The organism is uncultured Dialister sp., assembly GCF_900538805.1.
Taxonomy (GTDB): domain Bacteria; phylum Bacillota; class Negativicutes; order Veillonellales; family Dialisteraceae; genus Dialister.
In genome coordinates, this window is the sequence record NZ_UPZP01000006.1 from 1 (window position 1) to 16,728 (window position 16,728).

22 protein-coding genes are annotated in these 16,728 nt (G+C 50.4%); 20 read left to right on the forward strand and 2 right to left on the reverse strand.

Features of this window, described 5'->3' with window-relative positions:
* The 3 genes from QZQ29_RS01205 to QZQ29_RS01215 all read left to right on the forward strand — a co-directional run.
* Positions 1 to 1,037: S-layer protein (locus QZQ29_RS01205; protein ID WP_296958683.1), on the forward strand; the 1,037-nt coding region annotated here is incomplete at its 5' end.
* Positions 1,038 to 2,334: 1,297 nt separating this feature from the next.
* On the forward strand, positions 2,335 to 3,351 hold the full coding sequence (locus tag QZQ29_RS01210) for a hypothetical protein (protein WP_296958685.1): 1,017 nt from the start codon (positions 2,335 to 2,337) through the stop codon (positions 3,349 to 3,351).
* Between the two features lie 612 nt (positions 3,352 to 3,963).
* Positions 3,964 to 5,154, forward strand: a complete 1,191-nt coding sequence (locus QZQ29_RS01215) for a hypothetical protein (RefSeq protein WP_296958687.1) — start codon at positions 3,964 to 3,966, stop codon at positions 5,152 to 5,154.
* Between the two features lie 900 nt (positions 5,155 to 6,054).
* Here the strand turns inward: QZQ29_RS01215 and QZQ29_RS01220 are convergent.
* Together QZQ29_RS01220 and QZQ29_RS01225 are read right to left on the reverse strand one after the other, a co-directional pair.
* A complete protein-coding gene (locus QZQ29_RS01220; protein ID WP_296958689.1) occupies positions 6,055 to 6,639 on the reverse strand; it encodes a 3'-5' exonuclease in 585 nt (194 codons plus the stop codon).
* Between the two features lie 10 nt (positions 6,640 to 6,649).
* Positions 6,650 to 7,387 carry a hypothetical protein gene (locus tag QZQ29_RS01225; protein WP_296958691.1) on the reverse strand — a complete coding sequence of 246 codons (738 nt, stop codon included), beginning with the start codon at positions 7,385 to 7,387 and terminating at the stop codon, positions 6,650 to 6,652.
* A 1,660-nt stretch (positions 7,388 to 9,047) separates the two neighbouring features.
* Here QZQ29_RS01225 and rpsJ point away from each other — a divergent pair.
* Genes rpsJ through rplF form a run of 17 tightly spaced genes read left to right on the forward strand, consistent with a single transcriptional unit; the run spans position 9,048 to position 16,724 of the window.
* Positions 9,048 to 9,359 carry a 30S ribosomal protein S10 gene (gene rpsJ, locus QZQ29_RS01230; protein ID WP_008859800.1) on the forward strand — a complete coding sequence of 104 codons (312 nt, stop codon included), beginning with the start codon at positions 9,048 to 9,050 and terminating at the stop codon, positions 9,357 to 9,359.
* A 12-nt stretch (positions 9,360 to 9,371) separates the two neighbouring features.
* The gene (gene rplC, locus QZQ29_RS01235) at positions 9,372 to 10,013 is read left to right on the forward strand and encodes a 50S ribosomal protein L3 (protein WP_296958692.1); all 642 of its coding nucleotides are present in this window, start codon (positions 9,372 to 9,374) and stop codon (positions 10,011 to 10,013) included.
* Positions 10,014 to 10,063: 50 nt separating this feature from the next.
* On the forward strand, positions 10,064 to 10,687 hold the full coding sequence (gene rplD, locus QZQ29_RS01240; RefSeq protein WP_296958693.1) for a 50S ribosomal protein L4: 624 nt from the start codon (positions 10,064 to 10,066) through the stop codon (positions 10,685 to 10,687).
* Positions 10,687 to 10,968: a 50S ribosomal protein L23 gene (rplW, locus tag QZQ29_RS01245; RefSeq protein ID WP_008859803.1), complete on the forward strand. Its 282-nt coding sequence runs from the start codon at positions 10,687 to 10,689 to the stop codon at positions 10,966 to 10,968. The genes rplD and rplW overlap by 1 nt, the downstream gene beginning before the upstream one ends.
* A gap of 14 nt (positions 10,969 to 10,982) precedes the next feature.
* Complete coding sequence (gene rplB, locus QZQ29_RS01250; protein WP_296958696.1) at positions 10,983 to 11,810, forward strand: 50S ribosomal protein L2; 828 nt, start codon at positions 10,983 to 10,985, stop codon at positions 11,808 to 11,810.
* A gap of 17 nt (positions 11,811 to 11,827) precedes the next feature.
* Positions 11,828 to 12,109, forward strand: a complete 282-nt coding sequence (gene rpsS / locus QZQ29_RS01255; protein ID WP_008859805.1) for a 30S ribosomal protein S19 — start codon at positions 11,828 to 11,830, stop codon at positions 12,107 to 12,109.
* A 14-nt stretch (positions 12,110 to 12,123) separates the two neighbouring features.
* A complete protein-coding gene (gene rplV, locus QZQ29_RS01260) occupies positions 12,124 to 12,459 on the forward strand; it encodes a 50S ribosomal protein L22 (protein WP_008859806.1) in 336 nt (111 codons plus the stop codon).
* A gap of 18 nt (positions 12,460 to 12,477) precedes the next feature.
* Positions 12,478 to 13,239 carry a 30S ribosomal protein S3 gene (gene rpsC, locus QZQ29_RS01265; protein WP_296958699.1) on the forward strand — a complete coding sequence of 254 codons (762 nt, stop codon included), beginning with the start codon at positions 12,478 to 12,480 and terminating at the stop codon, positions 13,237 to 13,239.
* Positions 13,239 to 13,664 carry a 50S ribosomal protein L16 gene (rplP, locus tag QZQ29_RS01270; RefSeq protein ID WP_008859808.1) on the forward strand — a complete coding sequence of 142 codons (426 nt, stop codon included), beginning with the start codon at positions 13,239 to 13,241 and terminating at the stop codon, positions 13,662 to 13,664. The genes rpsC and rplP overlap by 1 nt, the downstream gene beginning before the upstream one ends.
* A 1-nt stretch (position 13,665) precedes the next feature.
* The gene (gene rpmC, locus QZQ29_RS01275; RefSeq protein WP_291057848.1) at positions 13,666 to 13,872 is read left to right on the forward strand and encodes a 50S ribosomal protein L29; all 207 of its coding nucleotides are present in this window, start codon (positions 13,666 to 13,668) and stop codon (positions 13,870 to 13,872) included.
* Between the two features lie 26 nt (positions 13,873 to 13,898).
* The gene (gene rpsQ / locus QZQ29_RS01280; RefSeq protein WP_040380320.1) at positions 13,899 to 14,159 is read left to right on the forward strand and encodes a 30S ribosomal protein S17; all 261 of its coding nucleotides are present in this window, start codon (positions 13,899 to 13,901) and stop codon (positions 14,157 to 14,159) included.
* A 32-nt stretch (positions 14,160 to 14,191) separates the two neighbouring features.
* Positions 14,192 to 14,560, forward strand: a complete 369-nt coding sequence (gene rplN / locus QZQ29_RS01285) for a 50S ribosomal protein L14 (RefSeq protein WP_008859811.1) — start codon at positions 14,192 to 14,194, stop codon at positions 14,558 to 14,560.
* A gap of 26 nt (positions 14,561 to 14,586) precedes the next feature.
* The gene (rplX, locus tag QZQ29_RS01290; RefSeq protein WP_299413426.1) at positions 14,587 to 14,904 is read left to right on the forward strand and encodes a 50S ribosomal protein L24; all 318 of its coding nucleotides are present in this window, start codon (positions 14,587 to 14,589) and stop codon (positions 14,902 to 14,904) included.
* A 19-nt stretch (positions 14,905 to 14,923) separates the two neighbouring features.
* Positions 14,924 to 15,463, forward strand: coding sequence for a 50S ribosomal protein L5 (rplE, locus tag QZQ29_RS01295; protein WP_008859813.1), 540 nt, complete (start codon positions 14,924 to 14,926; stop codon positions 15,461 to 15,463).
* Positions 15,464 to 15,475: 12 nt separating this feature from the next.
* A complete protein-coding gene (gene rpsN, locus QZQ29_RS01300) occupies positions 15,476 to 15,745 on the forward strand; it encodes a 30S ribosomal protein S14 (RefSeq protein WP_291057844.1) in 270 nt (89 codons plus the stop codon).
* 20 nt (positions 15,746 to 15,765) lie between these two features.
* The gene (gene rpsH, locus QZQ29_RS01305; protein WP_008859815.1) at positions 15,766 to 16,164 is read left to right on the forward strand and encodes a 30S ribosomal protein S8; all 399 of its coding nucleotides are present in this window, start codon (positions 15,766 to 15,768) and stop codon (positions 16,162 to 16,164) included.
* Between the two features lie 17 nt (positions 16,165 to 16,181).
* Complete coding sequence (rplF, locus tag QZQ29_RS01310; protein WP_296958707.1) at positions 16,182 to 16,724, forward strand: 50S ribosomal protein L6; 543 nt, start codon at positions 16,182 to 16,184, stop codon at positions 16,722 to 16,724.
* Positions 16,725 to 16,728 lie beyond the last annotated feature (4 nt).

The following is a 16,728-nucleotide window of genomic DNA, read 5'->3' on the forward strand; positions in this document are numbered from 1 at the left end:
AACTGGCTGGCGAATACGCTGACGAACTGGCTAACCTGGGCGTTCGCGTTTCCAACCTGGAAAAGAAAGTCGGCAACCTCTACTGGTCCGGCGATGCTCGTATGCGTTACCAGGATTTCAGCAATAAGGACAGAGCTGATAGCTGGAACGGCCGTATGCGTATCAATGTGAAGGGTCAGGTTAATGACTCTACCTATGTACAGGGCCGTCTTGATTCCAATATGGATTTCAAAGGTGACCAGACTGCTTCCACATCTATGGGACAGATTTTTGTAAATCATAACTTTGGCAAAGATGTATCTGTACGTCTTGGCCGCCAGCCTATCGCATTTGGCGACCAGGGTGGCTGGCTCTATGGCGATTCTACTGGCTACGATGGAGCTCAGATTGCTTACAATAATGGCAAGCTGTCTCTTGCAACTGGCTTTGGTCAGTTTAACGCTAGTGACTATGATGGCAATGCTGTTACTCAGGCCGACCTCACTAGCCTGAAATCCACAGATTTCTATTTTGCAAAAGCTGCTTATGACTTCAACTTTGCAAAACTGGGTGCTGATTACATTAAGTTCCAGGGCCATGATTACAAAGATGACGGAGTTGCAAATCCTGAACTCTATGGCGTAAACCTGACCATTCCGGTTCAGCAGTTCAATGTATTTGGCGAATACTGGAAAGATACCACAGCTGATGATTATGATACCGCTTGGAACGCTGGCCTCTCCTATGGCGCAGCTAACTGGAAGAAACCGGGCACCTGGGATCTCTCCGTTGCATACAACAAAGTTGATGCAGGCGTATTCTTCGGCGGCACTGGCCTGCAGACCGATGTTCTGAGCAACCTGACTGGTGCATATAAGAAGGATACTTATACATATGGCGAAGCCAACAGAGTTAAATTCTGGAATGCTATTGCTAATGTAACCCTTCAGAAGAACGTACAGCTCCATGCTGAATATGCATTCAACGTAAAGACCGAAGGCGAAGATGCTCAGGATGCAGACGATGCTTGGACCGTTTCCCTGAACTACAAATTCTAATTTCTGAAAAGAAAAGAGAATTTAGTTTCATAAACAAGAAAGAAGCTCTCGAAAGAGGGCTTCTTTTTTTGCGCCGCTTTCTGTGGAGTCTTGGGAGGCGGGGAACACATAAGGAAAATTGTAAATGGTAAATTGTAAATGGTAAATGAAGGTGGGCGCCTGCGGCGCCAGTATGAATAAAAGGGGAACGGCTCAAACCCTTGCGTCCCTCAAGGGGAAACGAGGAATGGAGGCAGGAGATAGTGAGCCATATACTCTTTGCACCATCCTTTGAACCCTCTGAACCCTTGTGAACACTTTTCACTAAAATGAGATAACTTGTCCCACCCACGGATTATATAAGCAGAGAGGCGAAAAGACCTGGCAAAAGTCCTTCATCATCCCGCGAAGCGCTCTATCCATGGAAGCGGGAAAGTAAGGAACGGAGCTATTCATGAATTTCACCTCTCCGGCGCGCCGAAAAACTCTATAAAAACTCCTGAAGATGACCTGCTAGACATCCTGGTGGCAATATAGCGTACTTTTTCTTCTTTGACGACACAGGCATTCCGTCTCAGCGGCTACCCCTGGCCGATTCACTGAAGAAGGTAACCTTGAGGCCCTACCGCGCATCAGCATGGGAAGAATCAGGAGTTTTTGTGATGAATGAAAAGGAAAAGGACCGGCTCTCCGGTCTTTTTTTATGCCTGAAATTTCCTACATACAGGGAACTTTCCGGAAAAGCAAAAAAATTCCGACTGATAATCGGAATTTTTGAGAAAAAGCAATTTTTATAGGATATAGGTGGAAAAATAATAAAGGCACGAAAAGCGTTGAGACCATACGATTCCTGCACCATTCCGGCGGCTCCTCCTTTGGTGGCTGGCGCCACCACCTTTGCCCCGGCTTTGCCGGGGGCACTATGGGCACTGGGCATTTCGGTCAATTGGGTTTTATGGAAGTTACGGCGAGAAAACCATACAACCGGGCGAAGCCCGGCTGGCATGTTTTTCAGCTCGACAGGGCGGTTTTAAGGTTTTATAAAAACTTGCGCCCGCAGGGCGCCACCACCATCCTTTGAACCTTTTGAACCCTCTGCACCCTCTGAACCTTCACGCCGCAGGCGTGTCAGATGGCGCTACCACCACCCTCTGAACCTTATCAATCCTAACGCCCAGCGGGCGTGTCCATAAAGGCGGCCGTAACCCTCGGGGCAGAGCCCCGTCAACCTTCCCCTTCTGAACCCTCTAAACCTTTAGAAATCAGTTCTTTCCTTTTCAAGATCTTATGATAAAATGAAGGTAAAGGAGGTGGTGTAATGGACTACGACACCGTAGATGACATCTATCTGGCCGGTAAGAATCCGGAATATGACGCGGCGGCGAAGAAACTGCTTTCCAGTAAGAAGATACTAGCCTGGATTCTGAAGTACTGTGTGGAAGAATTCAAGGACTGCCCCATTGTAGACATTCGGGACCGCTATATCATAGGTGTACCGGAAACGGCATCAGTGCCGGTGCTGCCCGATGAAACTAATGCAGTTGCCATGGTTGGCACCGACCGGATTTCCGGGGAAAGAAACGAGGATACCAGCGTCACAGAGGGAAAAGTTACCTTCGATATTCGATTCCGGGCCATCACGCCTCGCAATGAACTGATACAGCTCATTATCAACATCGAGGCCCAGCGGAGCCGTCGCACACCTTATCCTCTCCTGAAACGGGCCATGTACTACGTGAGCCGCCTCATTTCTTCACAGTACGGCGTGGACTTTGACAAGGCGCAGTATGGAAAAATCAAGAAAGTCTACAGCATCTGGCTCTGCATGGACGCACCGAACGACAGAGGCGGCATTACCTGCTACCGTATGCAGGAAGTGCCTAAATACGGTAATATCCAGACAGACAAAGAAAACTATGACCTGCAGCAGGTGGTCATGGTCTATGTAGCCCACGCTAGAGCCGATATGGAAAATCGCCTGCTGAATCTGCTGGGAGAACTCCTTGTATCCAAAGACAACGCTAAAATGAAAAAGGCGGAACTGATTAACCATTACGATATTGATTTAAATGATGATGAAGAAAGGCTGGTGAGAACCATGTGCAACTTGAGCGTAGGATTATATGCAAGAGGCGAAGAGATTGGTTTTGGAAAAGGGGAAAAAAGCGGATTTGCCAAAGGAGAAAAGAGCGGAATCTTGAAAGGAAGAGAGGAGACCAGTAATGAGATTGTGCTGAATCTCCTGCAGATGCATGTTGGAATGGATTTCATCAAGAAAGCCACAGGACGTTCGGAAGAGGATATAAAGAAACTGGCAGAAGAAAATCATCTGTAGGTGTAGCGGAAAAGGCTAGGGAAGCACTGATTAATTTGCAGAATCGAATTTCATAAGTGTTTTTATTCAATCGACCTCATAAGCCTCCTTAAATAGCTGATGAGAACTATGTGCAGTCTGAGTGTAGGGATTATATGAAAGAGGAAAAAAGGCTGCCTTCCTCATGGCAGAGCCACCATCCTCTGAACCCTACCGGATAGCAGCATGGAACGAATCAGGAGTTTTTGTACTGCCTCGAAAAAATTTTAAAAATGAAATTGACAAATTGGAAAAATCAGTATACTATGTGCATATAGATTCAGAGATGCGGCTGCTGCCGTACTCCTTTGGGAGCGCTGCCCTGCGTTATGGGTGCCCGGTGTGTCCGGGAGGCGGAAACGAATTTGCCCCTGTCCTGTAAAGGACGGGGGCTTTTTGTCTCCTGCGGGCTGTTTGGAAGTAAGGGAGGAAATGGAAAAAAGAAGGAAATGGAAAAAAGAAGGAAATGAGGAAAGGGAAGATGATTATTTTTCGCTAAGTTGTGAAAGCGGCGGGCTCCATGCATCAGAGGGCAGAAGCCTCTGCCGCTTTCGGAGAAGCAGGGGGACTCTTCCTGCATAGGGAGGAAAAAGTATGGAAAAAGGAAGTTCTTTCGGAAAGGCCATGTCCCGGTATGTGCTGCCGGGCATCATTCTCCAGTCTGTCCTTATTGGCGGCGGCTATGCCACGGGCCGTGAAATCGTGGAGTACGGAGCCAAGTACGGCGCCATGGGATGGCTGTCGGGATTTGCGTCTTTTATCGGGTTTTCACTGATGGCCATTCTTTCTTTTGAAATGGTCCGTCTGTTTAAACTTTATGATTTCAAATCGCTGCTGAAATCTTTAATCGGTCCTTTTTACCGCCTCTTTGATGTGGTGTATATTATGCTCATGCTCATCATCATCGCCGTCATGTCGTCGGCCACCGGCGCCATTGTGGAGCAGATGACAGGGCTCAATTACTGGGTAGGCGTATCGGTGATTACGGTAGTAGTGGGCATCCTCAATTTTTATGGCGAGAAAATCATCGCCTGCTTTGAGTCCGTAGGAACGGTGCTTCTGTATATCGGCTATATCAGCTTTTCCGCCCTTGTCATTTTCCAGGGCAGCGGTCATATTTCCCAGGTCATGAATACAGGGGACATCTCCTTCACCCCTGATGTGACCGTGCTTTCCGCACTCTGGACGGGCATTCTCTATGTGGGCTACAATCTGGTAGTATTCCCTGCATCTTTCTTCACCATCAAGGAACAGACCAATACCAGGCAGTCCGTCATCGGCGGTCTCATTGCCGGCCTCCTCATGACTATTCCCTGGTTCATGACCTATTTCGCCATCATGGCCTTCTATCCTGATACCTCCGTGCTGGCAGCACCGGTGCCCTGGCTGGTGATGATGACTGCCGACAAGGCCCCGTCCTGGCTCTTCCTCTTCTTCGGCCTTGTCATGGGCTGGACCCTCATTGAAACGGCTACCGGTATGATTCATGCCATGCTGGGGCGCATCGATAAAGGCCTTGCAGACAGCGGCCGTCCGGCCATGGCCCGCTCAAGGAGAGCCGTACTGACCATCGCCATCCTGGCCGCCTCTGCCGTGCTGGCCAAGTTCGGCATCATCGACCTCATTGCCAAAGGCTACAACGCTCTGTCCTACGCTATTATCGTCCTACTCCTGGTTCCCCTCCTTACGGTGGGACTGTATAAAATCGTGAAAAGGGAAAGAGAAATCAGAAAGAGCGAAGAAACGGTGGAAACAGAAGAGCCATCGGTGGCAGTGCATATGTAAGATAAAAAGCACCGGTCGAAGGGCCGGTGCTTTTTTGATGCCGGAAATTTCTAGGGAAGCGCTGATTAAATCGTTATCGGATTTCATTCTTGTATTTTTTATTCAACGCAAGGAATCAGTCGACGCGAATAGCGAGCTATTTAAGGAGACTGATGAGGTCGATTGGATAAAAATACATATGAAATTCGATTCTGCGAATGAATCAGTGCTTCCCTAAAGTAGAGCAGGCCGCCGTTTGGCGGTCAGAATGGTCATGGAGTATCATACCGGTACTCTGCCTCGTACACCCTTTTGCCGCTCCGCGGCACTTTCCCTCAAGGGAAAACGAGGGAGAGCGGTGCTGCCCCTTGCGTCTCTTTTTGCGAAGAGGGAACACGCCGTGAAATCTTGCGTCCCCTTGAGGGGAAGAGGGCCACGAAGTGGCGAAGGGGTGCTGGAGGGTAAGAACCGGGAAGATGCACTAAGGTAAAGCAGGCCGCCGTTTGGCGGGCAGATTGGCAATGGAGTTTCATATCGATGCCCCGCCTTGTACACCCTTTGTCGCTTCGCGGCGTTCGCCCCGGTGGGAAGCGTGTCACTTGATTCTCAGTCGCCTTTGGCTCCCTACGAATCAAGTTCCCTTGCCACCTCAAGGGGAAACAAGACTGAGCGGCGCTAACTCTTGCCACTCTGCTTCGCGGTGGGACTATGGACGCTGGATATTATAGTCAATTTGTGATTATGACAGGCGGGTTTTAAGGTTTAATCAAAAGAGGCGCCTTTTTCATTGTAAGGGGGCCCACCGCTATGGCCGCCGTTAGGCGGCATATAAAAATAACGCCCGCAATGCGGGCGTTTCCTTCCCCTCTGAACCCTTTGAACCTTCTGCACCCTCTGAACCCGGGGGCGCTCTGCGCCCCCTTATGTAGCCAGTTTCCTTTCTCCTCTTTTCACGGCGAACCGTTTCAAGGGCTGGCCGGTTTCTTTCATGAGGGCTTCCACCGAGGGGAGGGCGGTCTGTTCCAGGGCCTTCCGGACGATGTATTCGCAGGCTCTGGCGTCGTCCAGGGCCTGGTGGTGGTTGAAGGAAAAGCCCAGGTTTTCTGCCACGGTGTTGAGTTTGTGGTTTTCCATGTCTTTCCACAGTTTCCGGGAGAGGATGACGGTGTCTCCGTAGCGGAAGTGGATGTCCGGCAGGTGGTAGGTGTCCAGGGTGGAGGCGAGGACGCCCATGTCGAAGCGGGCGTTGTGGGCAAAGACGATGGTGCCTTCCAGCCGCTTGGCGATTTCGTCCCAGAAGTAGGGGAACGGTTCTTCACCTGCCACGTCTTCGGGGTGGATGCCGTTCACTTTCATACATCCGGCGTCAAATTTCAATGTAAGGGGGCGGATGAGGTGGTACCATTCATCGATGACCTTACTCCCGTCGCTTACAACGATGCCCAGGGAGCAGGCGTTGGCGGGGCCCCAGTAGGCGGTTTCAAAGTCGATGGCCGCGTATTTCATAGGTTCTCCTTTAGATGGAAGCGGTGAATTCATGGGTGCCATCTTCCAGCCAGCCCACTTCCACGGAGCGGTCGAAGGCGGATTTCATGCGGCGGGCCAGTTCGTTTCTGGCGGCTGCCACTTTTTTGCGGTTTGGCGCAAAGCCGGTGATGAGAATGAGGATGTTTTCGGAGTTTTCGTCCACTTTTCCGGCAGTGCCGTCTTCGCAGTACCAGTGGCGGACGGCGGTTTTATCTCCCAGGGATACCACCCATTCGCCGTCTTTCTGATGGATGGTAAGGGGCGCCTTCCGGTCGCCCATGTCGAAGGCGTGGATGTCTACGTGGAATTTGAGCATGCCGCCCCGTACCATGTCCATGACGGGGTTCATGCGGGGGAGCACGTCGGAGCCTGCCAGTTCGTCAAGGCTGGCGGCTTTGGGCTGGGAGAGGATTTCGTAGTCGTCTCCTGCTTTGGCTTCTTCTTCCTCTTCCATGCCCAGTTCTTTCTTGTATTCTTTGAAGAGGGAGGAAATGGCGGTGGTGCCTTTCATATGAAGATGGGCCAGGGCGTCGTCGTAGCGTTTGATTTCTCCGTCTGCCATGGCAGGGTTCATCTTGAGGAGAAGGTTGGCTTCGGTGCAGCAGCGGCGGCGGAAGGCTTCGGCTTCCAGGTTCACGCCCCGGTTGTCCACGGCGCGGATGGCCAGGATGCCTACGCACAGGCCGGGAATGGTATCAAATAAAGCGTCATCATAAGTTACTTTCATTTTACAAAACCTCCGTTTCATACAGGAATATTATATCATATGATAGTGGGCTGGTGGGCTGGTGGGCTGTCGGCTAGTGGGCTGGTGGGCTGGTGGACTAGTGGGTTAGTGGGCTGGTGGACTGGTGGGCTGGTGAGCTAGTGGACTGGTGGGCTGGTGGGCTGGTGGGCTGTCGGCTGTGGGCTGTCAGCTATCGGCTATCCGCTATTGTCTGCTATCTATCATCTATCATCTATCTTCTATCGTCTTTTCCGCCGACCGGTATTTACGGGCCTCTGAGACACTAACGGCACGCACCGAGATTCTTCGCTTCGCTCAGAATGACGATGCCCGGCGGACAGCGGAAAGCGGAAAGTGGTTAGCGGAGCAATCGGTTGTCGGCTATCGGCTATCCGCTATCGGCTGTCCGTTGTCCGCCGACCGGTATTTACCGGCCTTTGAGACATTATCGGCATGCACCGAGATTCTTCGCTTCGCTCAGAATGACGATGCCCGGCGGACAGCGGTAAGCGGATAGCGGTTAGCGGAGCAATCGGCTATCGGCTGTCGGCTATCGGCTATCCGCTATCCGCTATTGTCTGCTATCTATCATCTATCATCTATCATCTATCTTCTATCTTCTATCTTCTATCTTCTATCTTCTTTCCTTTGTCCGCCGACCGGTAGTTACGGGCCTTTGAGACACTGACGGCATGCACCGAGATTCTTCGCTTCGCTCAGAATGACGATGCCCGGCGGACAGCGGACAGCGGACAGCGGAAAGCGGTTGGCGGAGCTATCGGCTATCGGCTGTCAGCTATCGGCTATCCGCTATCGTCTGCTATCTATCATCTATCATCTATCTTCTATCTTCTATCTTCTTTCCTCTGTCCGCCGACCGGTATTTACCGGCCTTTGAGAGACTAACGGCACGCACCGAGATTCTTCGCTTCGCTCAGAATGACGATGTCCGGCGGAAGGCGGTAAGCGGATAGCGGAGCAATTGGCTGCCGGCTGTCGGTTGTCGTCTGTCGGCTTACCGCTATCGGCTATCGGCTATCGGCTATCGGCTTGCCGCCGACCGGTATTTACGGGCCTTTGAGACACTAACGGCACGCACCGAGATTCTTCGCTTCGCCCAGAATGACGATGCCCGGTGGAAAGCGGTTAGCGGATAGCAGTTAGCAGACCGCCGTCTGCTGCGCACTATTGACTGAAGGCAAAGCATGGATGTCGGACAGCCGATAGCGGACAGCGGGCAGCGGGCAGCGGTAAGCTGATAGTCGGCATATATATGTATAATAAAAGAGCGCCTGCTGCGTCCTGTGGCAGGCGTTTTTTGCTATTGGAACGGTGTGATATGAAAATTTTATCAAAATTTCATGTAAGAAGGTACACACCAGGAGGCGTGTTTATGTAAAAATAAGGCATGCCTAATAGCGATGCGATTAGTATTTATCGAGCATAGGAGATTTCTCAATAAAATTATTAAATTTTGATGAAACACTTGCATTCGACCATGGAAAATAGTATGATTTAAAGGCTGAACGTTTGCGGCCTTTCGTACGAGGGCGAAGGGGCAGATGAGTCAGTCAAAACTATGAAGTGGAAGGTGGCCTGCACTGCAGGGGAATTTCCACGGAGCAGTTCATTCAGGAAATGAACGTAGGAGGTTTATGTAATGTCGAAACAGGAAAAAATCAGAATTCGGCTGAAAGGCTATGATCACAAAGCTGTTGATCAGAGCGCAGCGAAGATCGCGGAAACTGCTAAGAGAACAGGTTCCCGTGTCTCCGGTCCGATTCCGCTCCCCACGGAACGGAACGTGTATACCATTCTCCGTTCTCCGCATGTCAACAAGGACAGCCGTGAACAGTTTGAAATGCGTATCCACAAGAGACTTATTGACATCCTCGATCCGTCCAAGAAGACCGCGGATGCGCTGATGAGACTGGAACTCCCAGCCGGTGTCAGCATTGATATTAAACTGTAAGGAGGTGCAAAGATGTCTAAGGCTATTTTGGGAACAAAATTAGGAATGTCCCAGGTGTTCGCTGAAAACGGCGACCTGGTTCCGGTAAGTGTTATTGAAGTTCTGCCAAACGTTGTAGCAGCTGTTAAAACCGTTGAAAGCGATGGTTACAATGCTGTTCAGCTCGGTTATGGCGCTGTCAAAGAAAAACATTTGACAAAACCTGTAAAAGGTCAGTTTGAAAAGGCTGGTATTGATCCGGTTAAATATCTGCGTGAATACAGACTCGCTGAAAAGCCGTCTTACACAGTAGGCCAAACTCTGGCTGCTGATATCTTCGCAGAAGGCGAAATTGTAGACGTAATCGGCACCAGCCGCGGTAAAGGTTTCGCCGGCACCATTAAACGTTGGAATCACCAGCGCGGCCCTGAAAGCCACGGTTCCAAGAACCATCGCCAGACAGCATCCCTCGGTGCTCGTATGTCCGGCGGCGGCGGAAAGGTATTCAAAGGCAAGAAGATGCCGGGACAGCTGGGCGGCGAAAGAGTCACTGTTCAGCATCTTCAGGTAGTAAGAGTTGATACTGCCCGTAATCTTATGCTTGTCAAAGGCGGGATCCCCGGCGCTAAGGGAAGCCTCGTCATGGTACAGGAAACTGTAAAGCCTGTAAAATAATATTGTCTGGAACAACAGAAAATTGTTCTGATTAAGGGAGGAACATCTCAATGCCGAAAGTAAAGCTGTATAATGTAGCCGGCCAGGAAACCGGTGAAATAGAGCTGAATGACAGCGTCTTTGGCGTAGACTACAACGAAGCTGTTATTCACCAGGCAGTGGTTCGCCAGATGGCTAATGAACGCCTCGGCACCCACGCCACAAAGACCAGAGGCCTTGTCCGCGGCGGCGGCAAGAAGCCCTGGAAGCAGAAGGGCACAGGCCGTGCCAGAGTCGGATCCATCCGCTCCCCACTGTGGGTTGGCGGCGGCACCGTATTCGGACCGACCCCCAGAAGCCATGCAAAGGCTATGCCGAAAAAGGCTCGCCAGCTGGCTGTTAAATCTGCTCTTTCCGAAAAGCTCCGTGCTAACGAACTGGTAGTTATCGATACCATCCATTTCGACGCACCGAAGACTAAGGAAGTTGTTAAGATGCTTTCCGCATTCAACGCAGGCAAGGCCCTCATCGTTGACGGCGGCGACGCAGCAGAAAACACTGTTCTTTCCGCAAGAAACATTCCCGGCGTAAAGGCTTATGTACCCAGCGGAATCAACATCTATGATATTGTAAATTATGACAAGCTGTTCCTCACTCAGGAAGCTGTCAAGAAGATTGAGGAGGTACTCGCATAATGGAAGCACGTGACATCCTCATTAAACCGATTATCACCGAAAAGACCACGGCTCTCATGGAAGAAAGAAAGTACACCTTCCGCGTGCCCCTTGCTGCAACGAAGGTTGAAATCCGCCAGGCTGTGGAACAGATTTTCAAAGTCAAAGTTCAGGCTGTGAACACCATGCGTTATGAAGGCAAGATGAAACGTCTGGGCCGCACCCAGGGTCGTCGCAGTGATTGGAAGAAAGCAGTTGTTACCCTTAAACCGGGCGAAACAATTGAGCTCTTCGAAGCGTAAGGAGGAGTAAATCAATGGCTTATAAATCTTTTAAACCGTACACTCCCGGACGCCGTCAGATGACCGTTTCCACTTTTGATGAAATCACAACAGCTAAACCGGAAAAATCCCTTCTGGCTCCTGTTCATAATCATGGCGGTCGCAATGGCTCCGGCAAAATGACAGTTCGCCATCAGGGCGGCGGTCATAAACGTCAGTACAGAATCATCGATTTCAAGAGAAACAAGGATAGCATTCCGGCTAAGGTAGCTACCATCGAATACGATCCTAACCGTACCTGCCGCATCGCTCTGCTCCAGTATGCAGACGGCGAAAAACGTTACATCCTGGCTCCTAAGGGACTCAAGGTTGGCGACGTTGTTACCAGCGGTCCGGAATCCGATATTAAAGTAGGCAACTGCCTGCCTTTCACCAATATTCCTCTTGGTACCATCGTTCATAACGTGGAACTGAAGATCGGCAAGGGCGGCCAGATGGTTCGTTCTGCCGGCGCAAGCGCTCAGCTCATGGCTAAAGAAGGGGATTATGCACTGCTCCGTCTGCCTTCCGGCGAACTGCGCAAGGTACATATCCGCTGCCGCGCTACCATCGGTATCGTGGGCAATGATGACCATGAAAACATTACCCTGGGCAAAGCAGGAAGAAACCGCTGGCTCGGCGTTCGTCCGACCACCCGCGGCGTTGTAATGAACCCGAATGACCATCCGCATGGCGGCGGCGAAGGTAAAGCTCCTGTCGGACGTAAGCGTCCTGTTACCCCGTGGGGCAAGCCTGCTTACGGCGTGAAGACCCGCGACAACAGAAAAGCGTCTACCAAGCTGATTGTTAAGAGACGCAAGTAAGATAAGGAGGAGTAAAAGTGTCCAGATCCGTAAAAAAAGGCCCGTTCGTCGCTTTCTCTCTGGTAAAGAAGATTGACGCACTGAACGCAGCTAACGATAAGAAAATTGTAAAAACCTGGTCCCGTGCTTCTACCATCCTTCCGAGTTTCGTAGGTCACACCATTGCGATTCACGACGGAAGAAAGCATGTACCGGTTTACATCACTGAAGATATGGTTGGCCATAAGCTTGGCGAATTCGCTCCGACCCGTACTTTCAAGGGCCACAACAAGAGTGATAAGGCCGCTGCAGGTAAATAACAGGGAGGAATAAAATGGAAGTTCAGGCAATTTCAAGAAATGTCCGCATTTCTCCCCGCAAGGTCCGCATCGTAGCTAACCTTGTCCGCGGCAAGAAAGCGGGAGAAGCTATCTCCATTCTGCGCAATACCCACAAGGCAGCTTCCATCGTGGTTGAAAAGACCCTCCGGAGCGCCATGGCAAATGCAGAAAACAACAACAACATGAACATTGACAATCTCTACATCTCCACAATTTATGTAGATGCAGGCCCGATCATGAAGCGTGTACATCCACGTTCCCGTGGACAGGCTTTCGGGATTATGAAACGTACCAGCACACTGACGGTAAAAGTTTCTGAAAAAGAGTAATCGAAGGAGGGAAACGTTTTGGGTCAGAAAGTTAATCCGCATGGAATGCGTGTAGGCGTGATCGATGACTGGGATTCCAAATGGTTTGCAGAAAAAGATTATGCTGCACTGCTTGTGGAAGATGCCAAAATCCGCCAGTTTTTAAAGAAGCACCTGTTTGTCGCAGGCATTTCCAAGATTGGCATTAAACGTGTAGGCAACAGAGTAAAGCTTGCCATTTATACTGCTAAACCGGGCATGGTTATCGGCCGCGGCGGCACAGGCATTGAGGACATCAAGAAAGCCCTGGCTGCTGTAACTGATAAGGAAGTGGACATTGATATCCTTGAAATCAAATCCACCGACATGAGCGCTATCCTGGTTGCTGAAAACATTGCTTCCCAGCTGGAAAGACGTATCGGCTTCCGCCGTGCTGTTAAACAGGCTGTAGGCAGAACCATGCGCGCAGGCGCTAAAGGTATTAAGGTAACCGTTTCCGGTCGTCTCGGCGGTGCAGAAATCGCCCGCAGCGAAAGCTACCGTGAAGGTTCCATTCCTCTTCAGACTCTCCGCGCCAACATCGACTACGGTGTAACCGCAGCCCACACCACCTATGGTGCTATCGGCGTCAAAGTCTGGATTTATAAAGGCGAACTCGCTCCCGGCCAGGTTGTGGATGAAAACGAAAACACCCGCACAAACAAGGACAGAGGCAACCGTCACGAAGGCAACAGAAGAGGCGGCCGCCGCGGTGATCGCAGAGAACGCAGACCGAAAAACTCTGAAAGGAGTGATTCCTGATGTTAATTCCAAAGCGTACAAAATATCGTAAACAGTTCCGCGGCCGTATGAAAGGCAAGGAACATCGTGGAAACACCGTAACCTACGGTGAATATGGCCTGGTTGCCCTGGAACCTTCCTGGATCACCAGCCGTCAGATCGAAGCAGCCCGTATTGCTATGACCCGTTATACCAAGCGCGGCGGCAAGGTCTGGATTAAGATTTTCCCGGACAAACCGGTTTCCGCTAAACCGATCGGCACCCGTCAGGGCTCCGGTAAAGGTGCTGTAGAATACTGGGTAGCAGTTGTGAGACCCGGCCGTGTTATGTTCGAAATGGGCGGCATCCCCGTGGAAGCTGCAAAGGAAGCTATGCGCCTTGCAGGTCACAAGCTGCCGATCAAGACAAAGTTTGTAGTTAAAGGACAAGAAGTGGCAGGTGAATAAAATGAAGGTCAATGAAATTCGTAACCTGAGCACTGCCGAATTAGATGAAAAGGTTGCCGGCTTAAAGGAAGAACTGTTTAACCTCCGTTTTCAGCTCGCTACAGGACAGCTTGAAAATCCGATGCGTATTCGCGAAGTAAAGAAGACCATCGCAAGAATCAAAACTGTTCAGCGTGAAGAAGAATTGAAGGCTGCCAAGAAGGCATGACGGTTAATCCAAAGGAGGATCTCAACGTGGCAGAAGAAAGAAAGTTGCGCAAGGTGCGCCAGGGAATTGTTGTCAGCGATAAGATGGACAAAACCGTCGTTGTTGCTGTAGAACGTAAAGTTCCCCACAAGCTGTACAAAAAATCTATTAATACCACAACCAAGTTCAAAGCGCATGACGAAAACAACGAATGCCGTGTCGGTGACACGGTACGCATCGTCGAAACTCGCCCGCTGTCTCGCGACAAGCGTTGGAGAGTTGAGAAAATCGTTGCCCGTCAGAACTGATATAGAAAGATAATTATAGGAGGATAGGCACGATGATTCAGCAGGAAAGCAGACTCAACGTTGCGGATAATACCGGTGCTAAGAACGTCCTGGTTATTAAAGTTCTGGGTGGTTCCTTCCGTAAGAGCGGCAATATCGGTGATATTGTGGTTTGCACGGTCAAAGATGCAACCCCCGGCGGCGTTGTTAAGAAGGGCCAGGTAGTCAAGGCTGTTGTAGTCCGCAGCGTAAACGGCGTAAGCCGCAGCGACGGATCCCACATCCGCTTTGATGAAAACGCAGTTGTTATTATTAAAGACGACAAGAGCCCGGTAGGAACACGTATTTTTGGACCGGTAGCAAGAGAACTCCGTGAAAGAGATTTCATGAAGATTATTTCCCTGGCTCCGGAAGTGCTCTAATAGGGAGGCAAATGATGAGTCAGAAACTGCATGTAAAGACCGGAGACACAGTTGTCGTTATTTCCGGCAAGGATAAAGGCAAGCAGGGCAAAATCAAAGCTGCTATGCCGAAGGAAGGCCGTGTAGTCGTTGAAGGCGTCAACATGGTTAAGAAACACACAAAACCGACCCAGGCTAATCCCAAGGGCGGCATTATCGAGAAGGAAGCTCCGATTTATGCCTCCAAGGTCATGATCCTGGATCCGGAATCCAAGAAACCGACCCGCGTAAAGAAAGTCCAGCAGAAGGACGGCTCTTATGTAAGGGCAGCCGTTAAGAGCGGCGCTATTATTGACAAGGCTTAAGCGGGAAGGAGGATAACAAGTGTCCAGATTAAACGATTTGTACAAAGCGCAGATTAAGAACAGCATGCGCGAAAAGTTCGGCTACAAGAATGACATGGAAATCCCGAAGCTGGAAAAGATTGTCATCAACATCGGTGTAGGCGAAGCTACTGAAAACTCTAAGGCAGTTGATGCAGCAGCATCCGATCTTGCAGCTATTACCGGCCAGCAGCCGATGATCTGCAAGGCTCATAAATCCCTGGCTGCATGGCACATCCGTGAAGGAATGCCCCTGGGCTGCAAAGTTACCCTTCGTGGTGACAGAATGTACGAATTCCTCGATCGTCTCATCAACATCGCTCTTCCCCGCGTCCGCGATTTCCGTGGTATCAGCGACCAGAGCTTCGACGGCCGTGGAAACTATGCATTCGGCGTAAAGGAACAGCTGATTTTCCCGGAAGTTGATTATGAAAAGATCGACAGAATCCGTGGCATGGATATCATTGTTGTAACTACGGCTAAGACTGATGAAGAAGCCCGCGAGCTCCTGCGCCAGTTCGGCATGCCGTTCAAGAAATAATCGGAGGACAATATGGCAAAGAAGTCTATGTTGGAACGCGAGAAGAAAAGAGAACTCGCCGTTCAGAAATATGCAGCCAAACGTCAGGCTCTGAAGGAAGCAGGCGATTGGGAAGCCCTTTCCAAACTGCCCCGCAACGCTTCCCCCACACGTCTGCATAACCGTTGCAAACTGACAGGCCGTCCCCACGGCTATATGCGTAAATTCGGAATTTGCCGTAACCAGTTCCGTGACCTGGCTTACAACGGCGAAATTCCGGGTATTAGAAAAGCCAGCTGGTAATTCGGGAGGAGGATTAAATAATGGTAACAACCGATCCAATTGCGGATATGCTTACCCGTATTCGTAATGCGAACGATGCATATCATGATAAGGTAGATATGCCTGCTTCTAAAATTAAGGCAGCTGTGCTTACGATTTTAAAAGATGAAGGCTTTATCAAAAACGTAGAACAGATCGAAGTGGAAGGCCACCAGGTTCTCCGTGTTTCCCTGAAATACGGCGCTAACCGTGAAAAGGTCATCAAAGGTCTGAAGAGAATTTCCAAACCGGGCCTGAGAGTATATGCAGGCAAAGAAGAACTGCCGAAGGTTCTCGGCGGTCTCGGTATTGCAGTTATTTCCACATCCAAGGGCATCATGACTGACAAGGCAGCTCGTAGAGAAGGCCTTGGCGGTGAAGTTCTTGCGTTTGTCTGGTAATCCGTTGGAGGTATAGAATGTCAAGAATTGGCAAGAAACCTATTGCGGTCCCGGCTGGTGTGGAAGTCAAGATTGACGGCCATACAGTGACAGTTAAGGGCCCGAAAGGAACACTGTCCCGTACACTGAATGAAGAAATGGACATTAAGATGGAAAACAATGAAATCCTTGTTTCCCGTCCCAATGATGAAATCAAAAACCGTTCCCTGCACGGACTGACCCGTACCCTGATCAACAACATGGTTGTTGGCGTAACACAGGGCTTCGAAAAGAAACTGGAAATCCAGGGCGTTGGCTACAATGCACAGATGCAGGGTAAGAACCTGAAGCTGGCCCTCGGTTTCTCCCATCCGGTTATCATCACTCCGCCGGAAGGCATTACAATTACAACCCCGTCTTCCGTTGTGATCCTGGTATCCGGCGCTGATAAGGAAATGGTTGGCCAGGTAGCAGCTGAAATCCGCGCCTGGAGAGAACCGGAACCTTACAAAGGCAAGGGTATCCGTTATTCCGGTGAATACGTACGCCGTAAGGCTGGTAAGACCGGCGCAACAAAGTAAGACA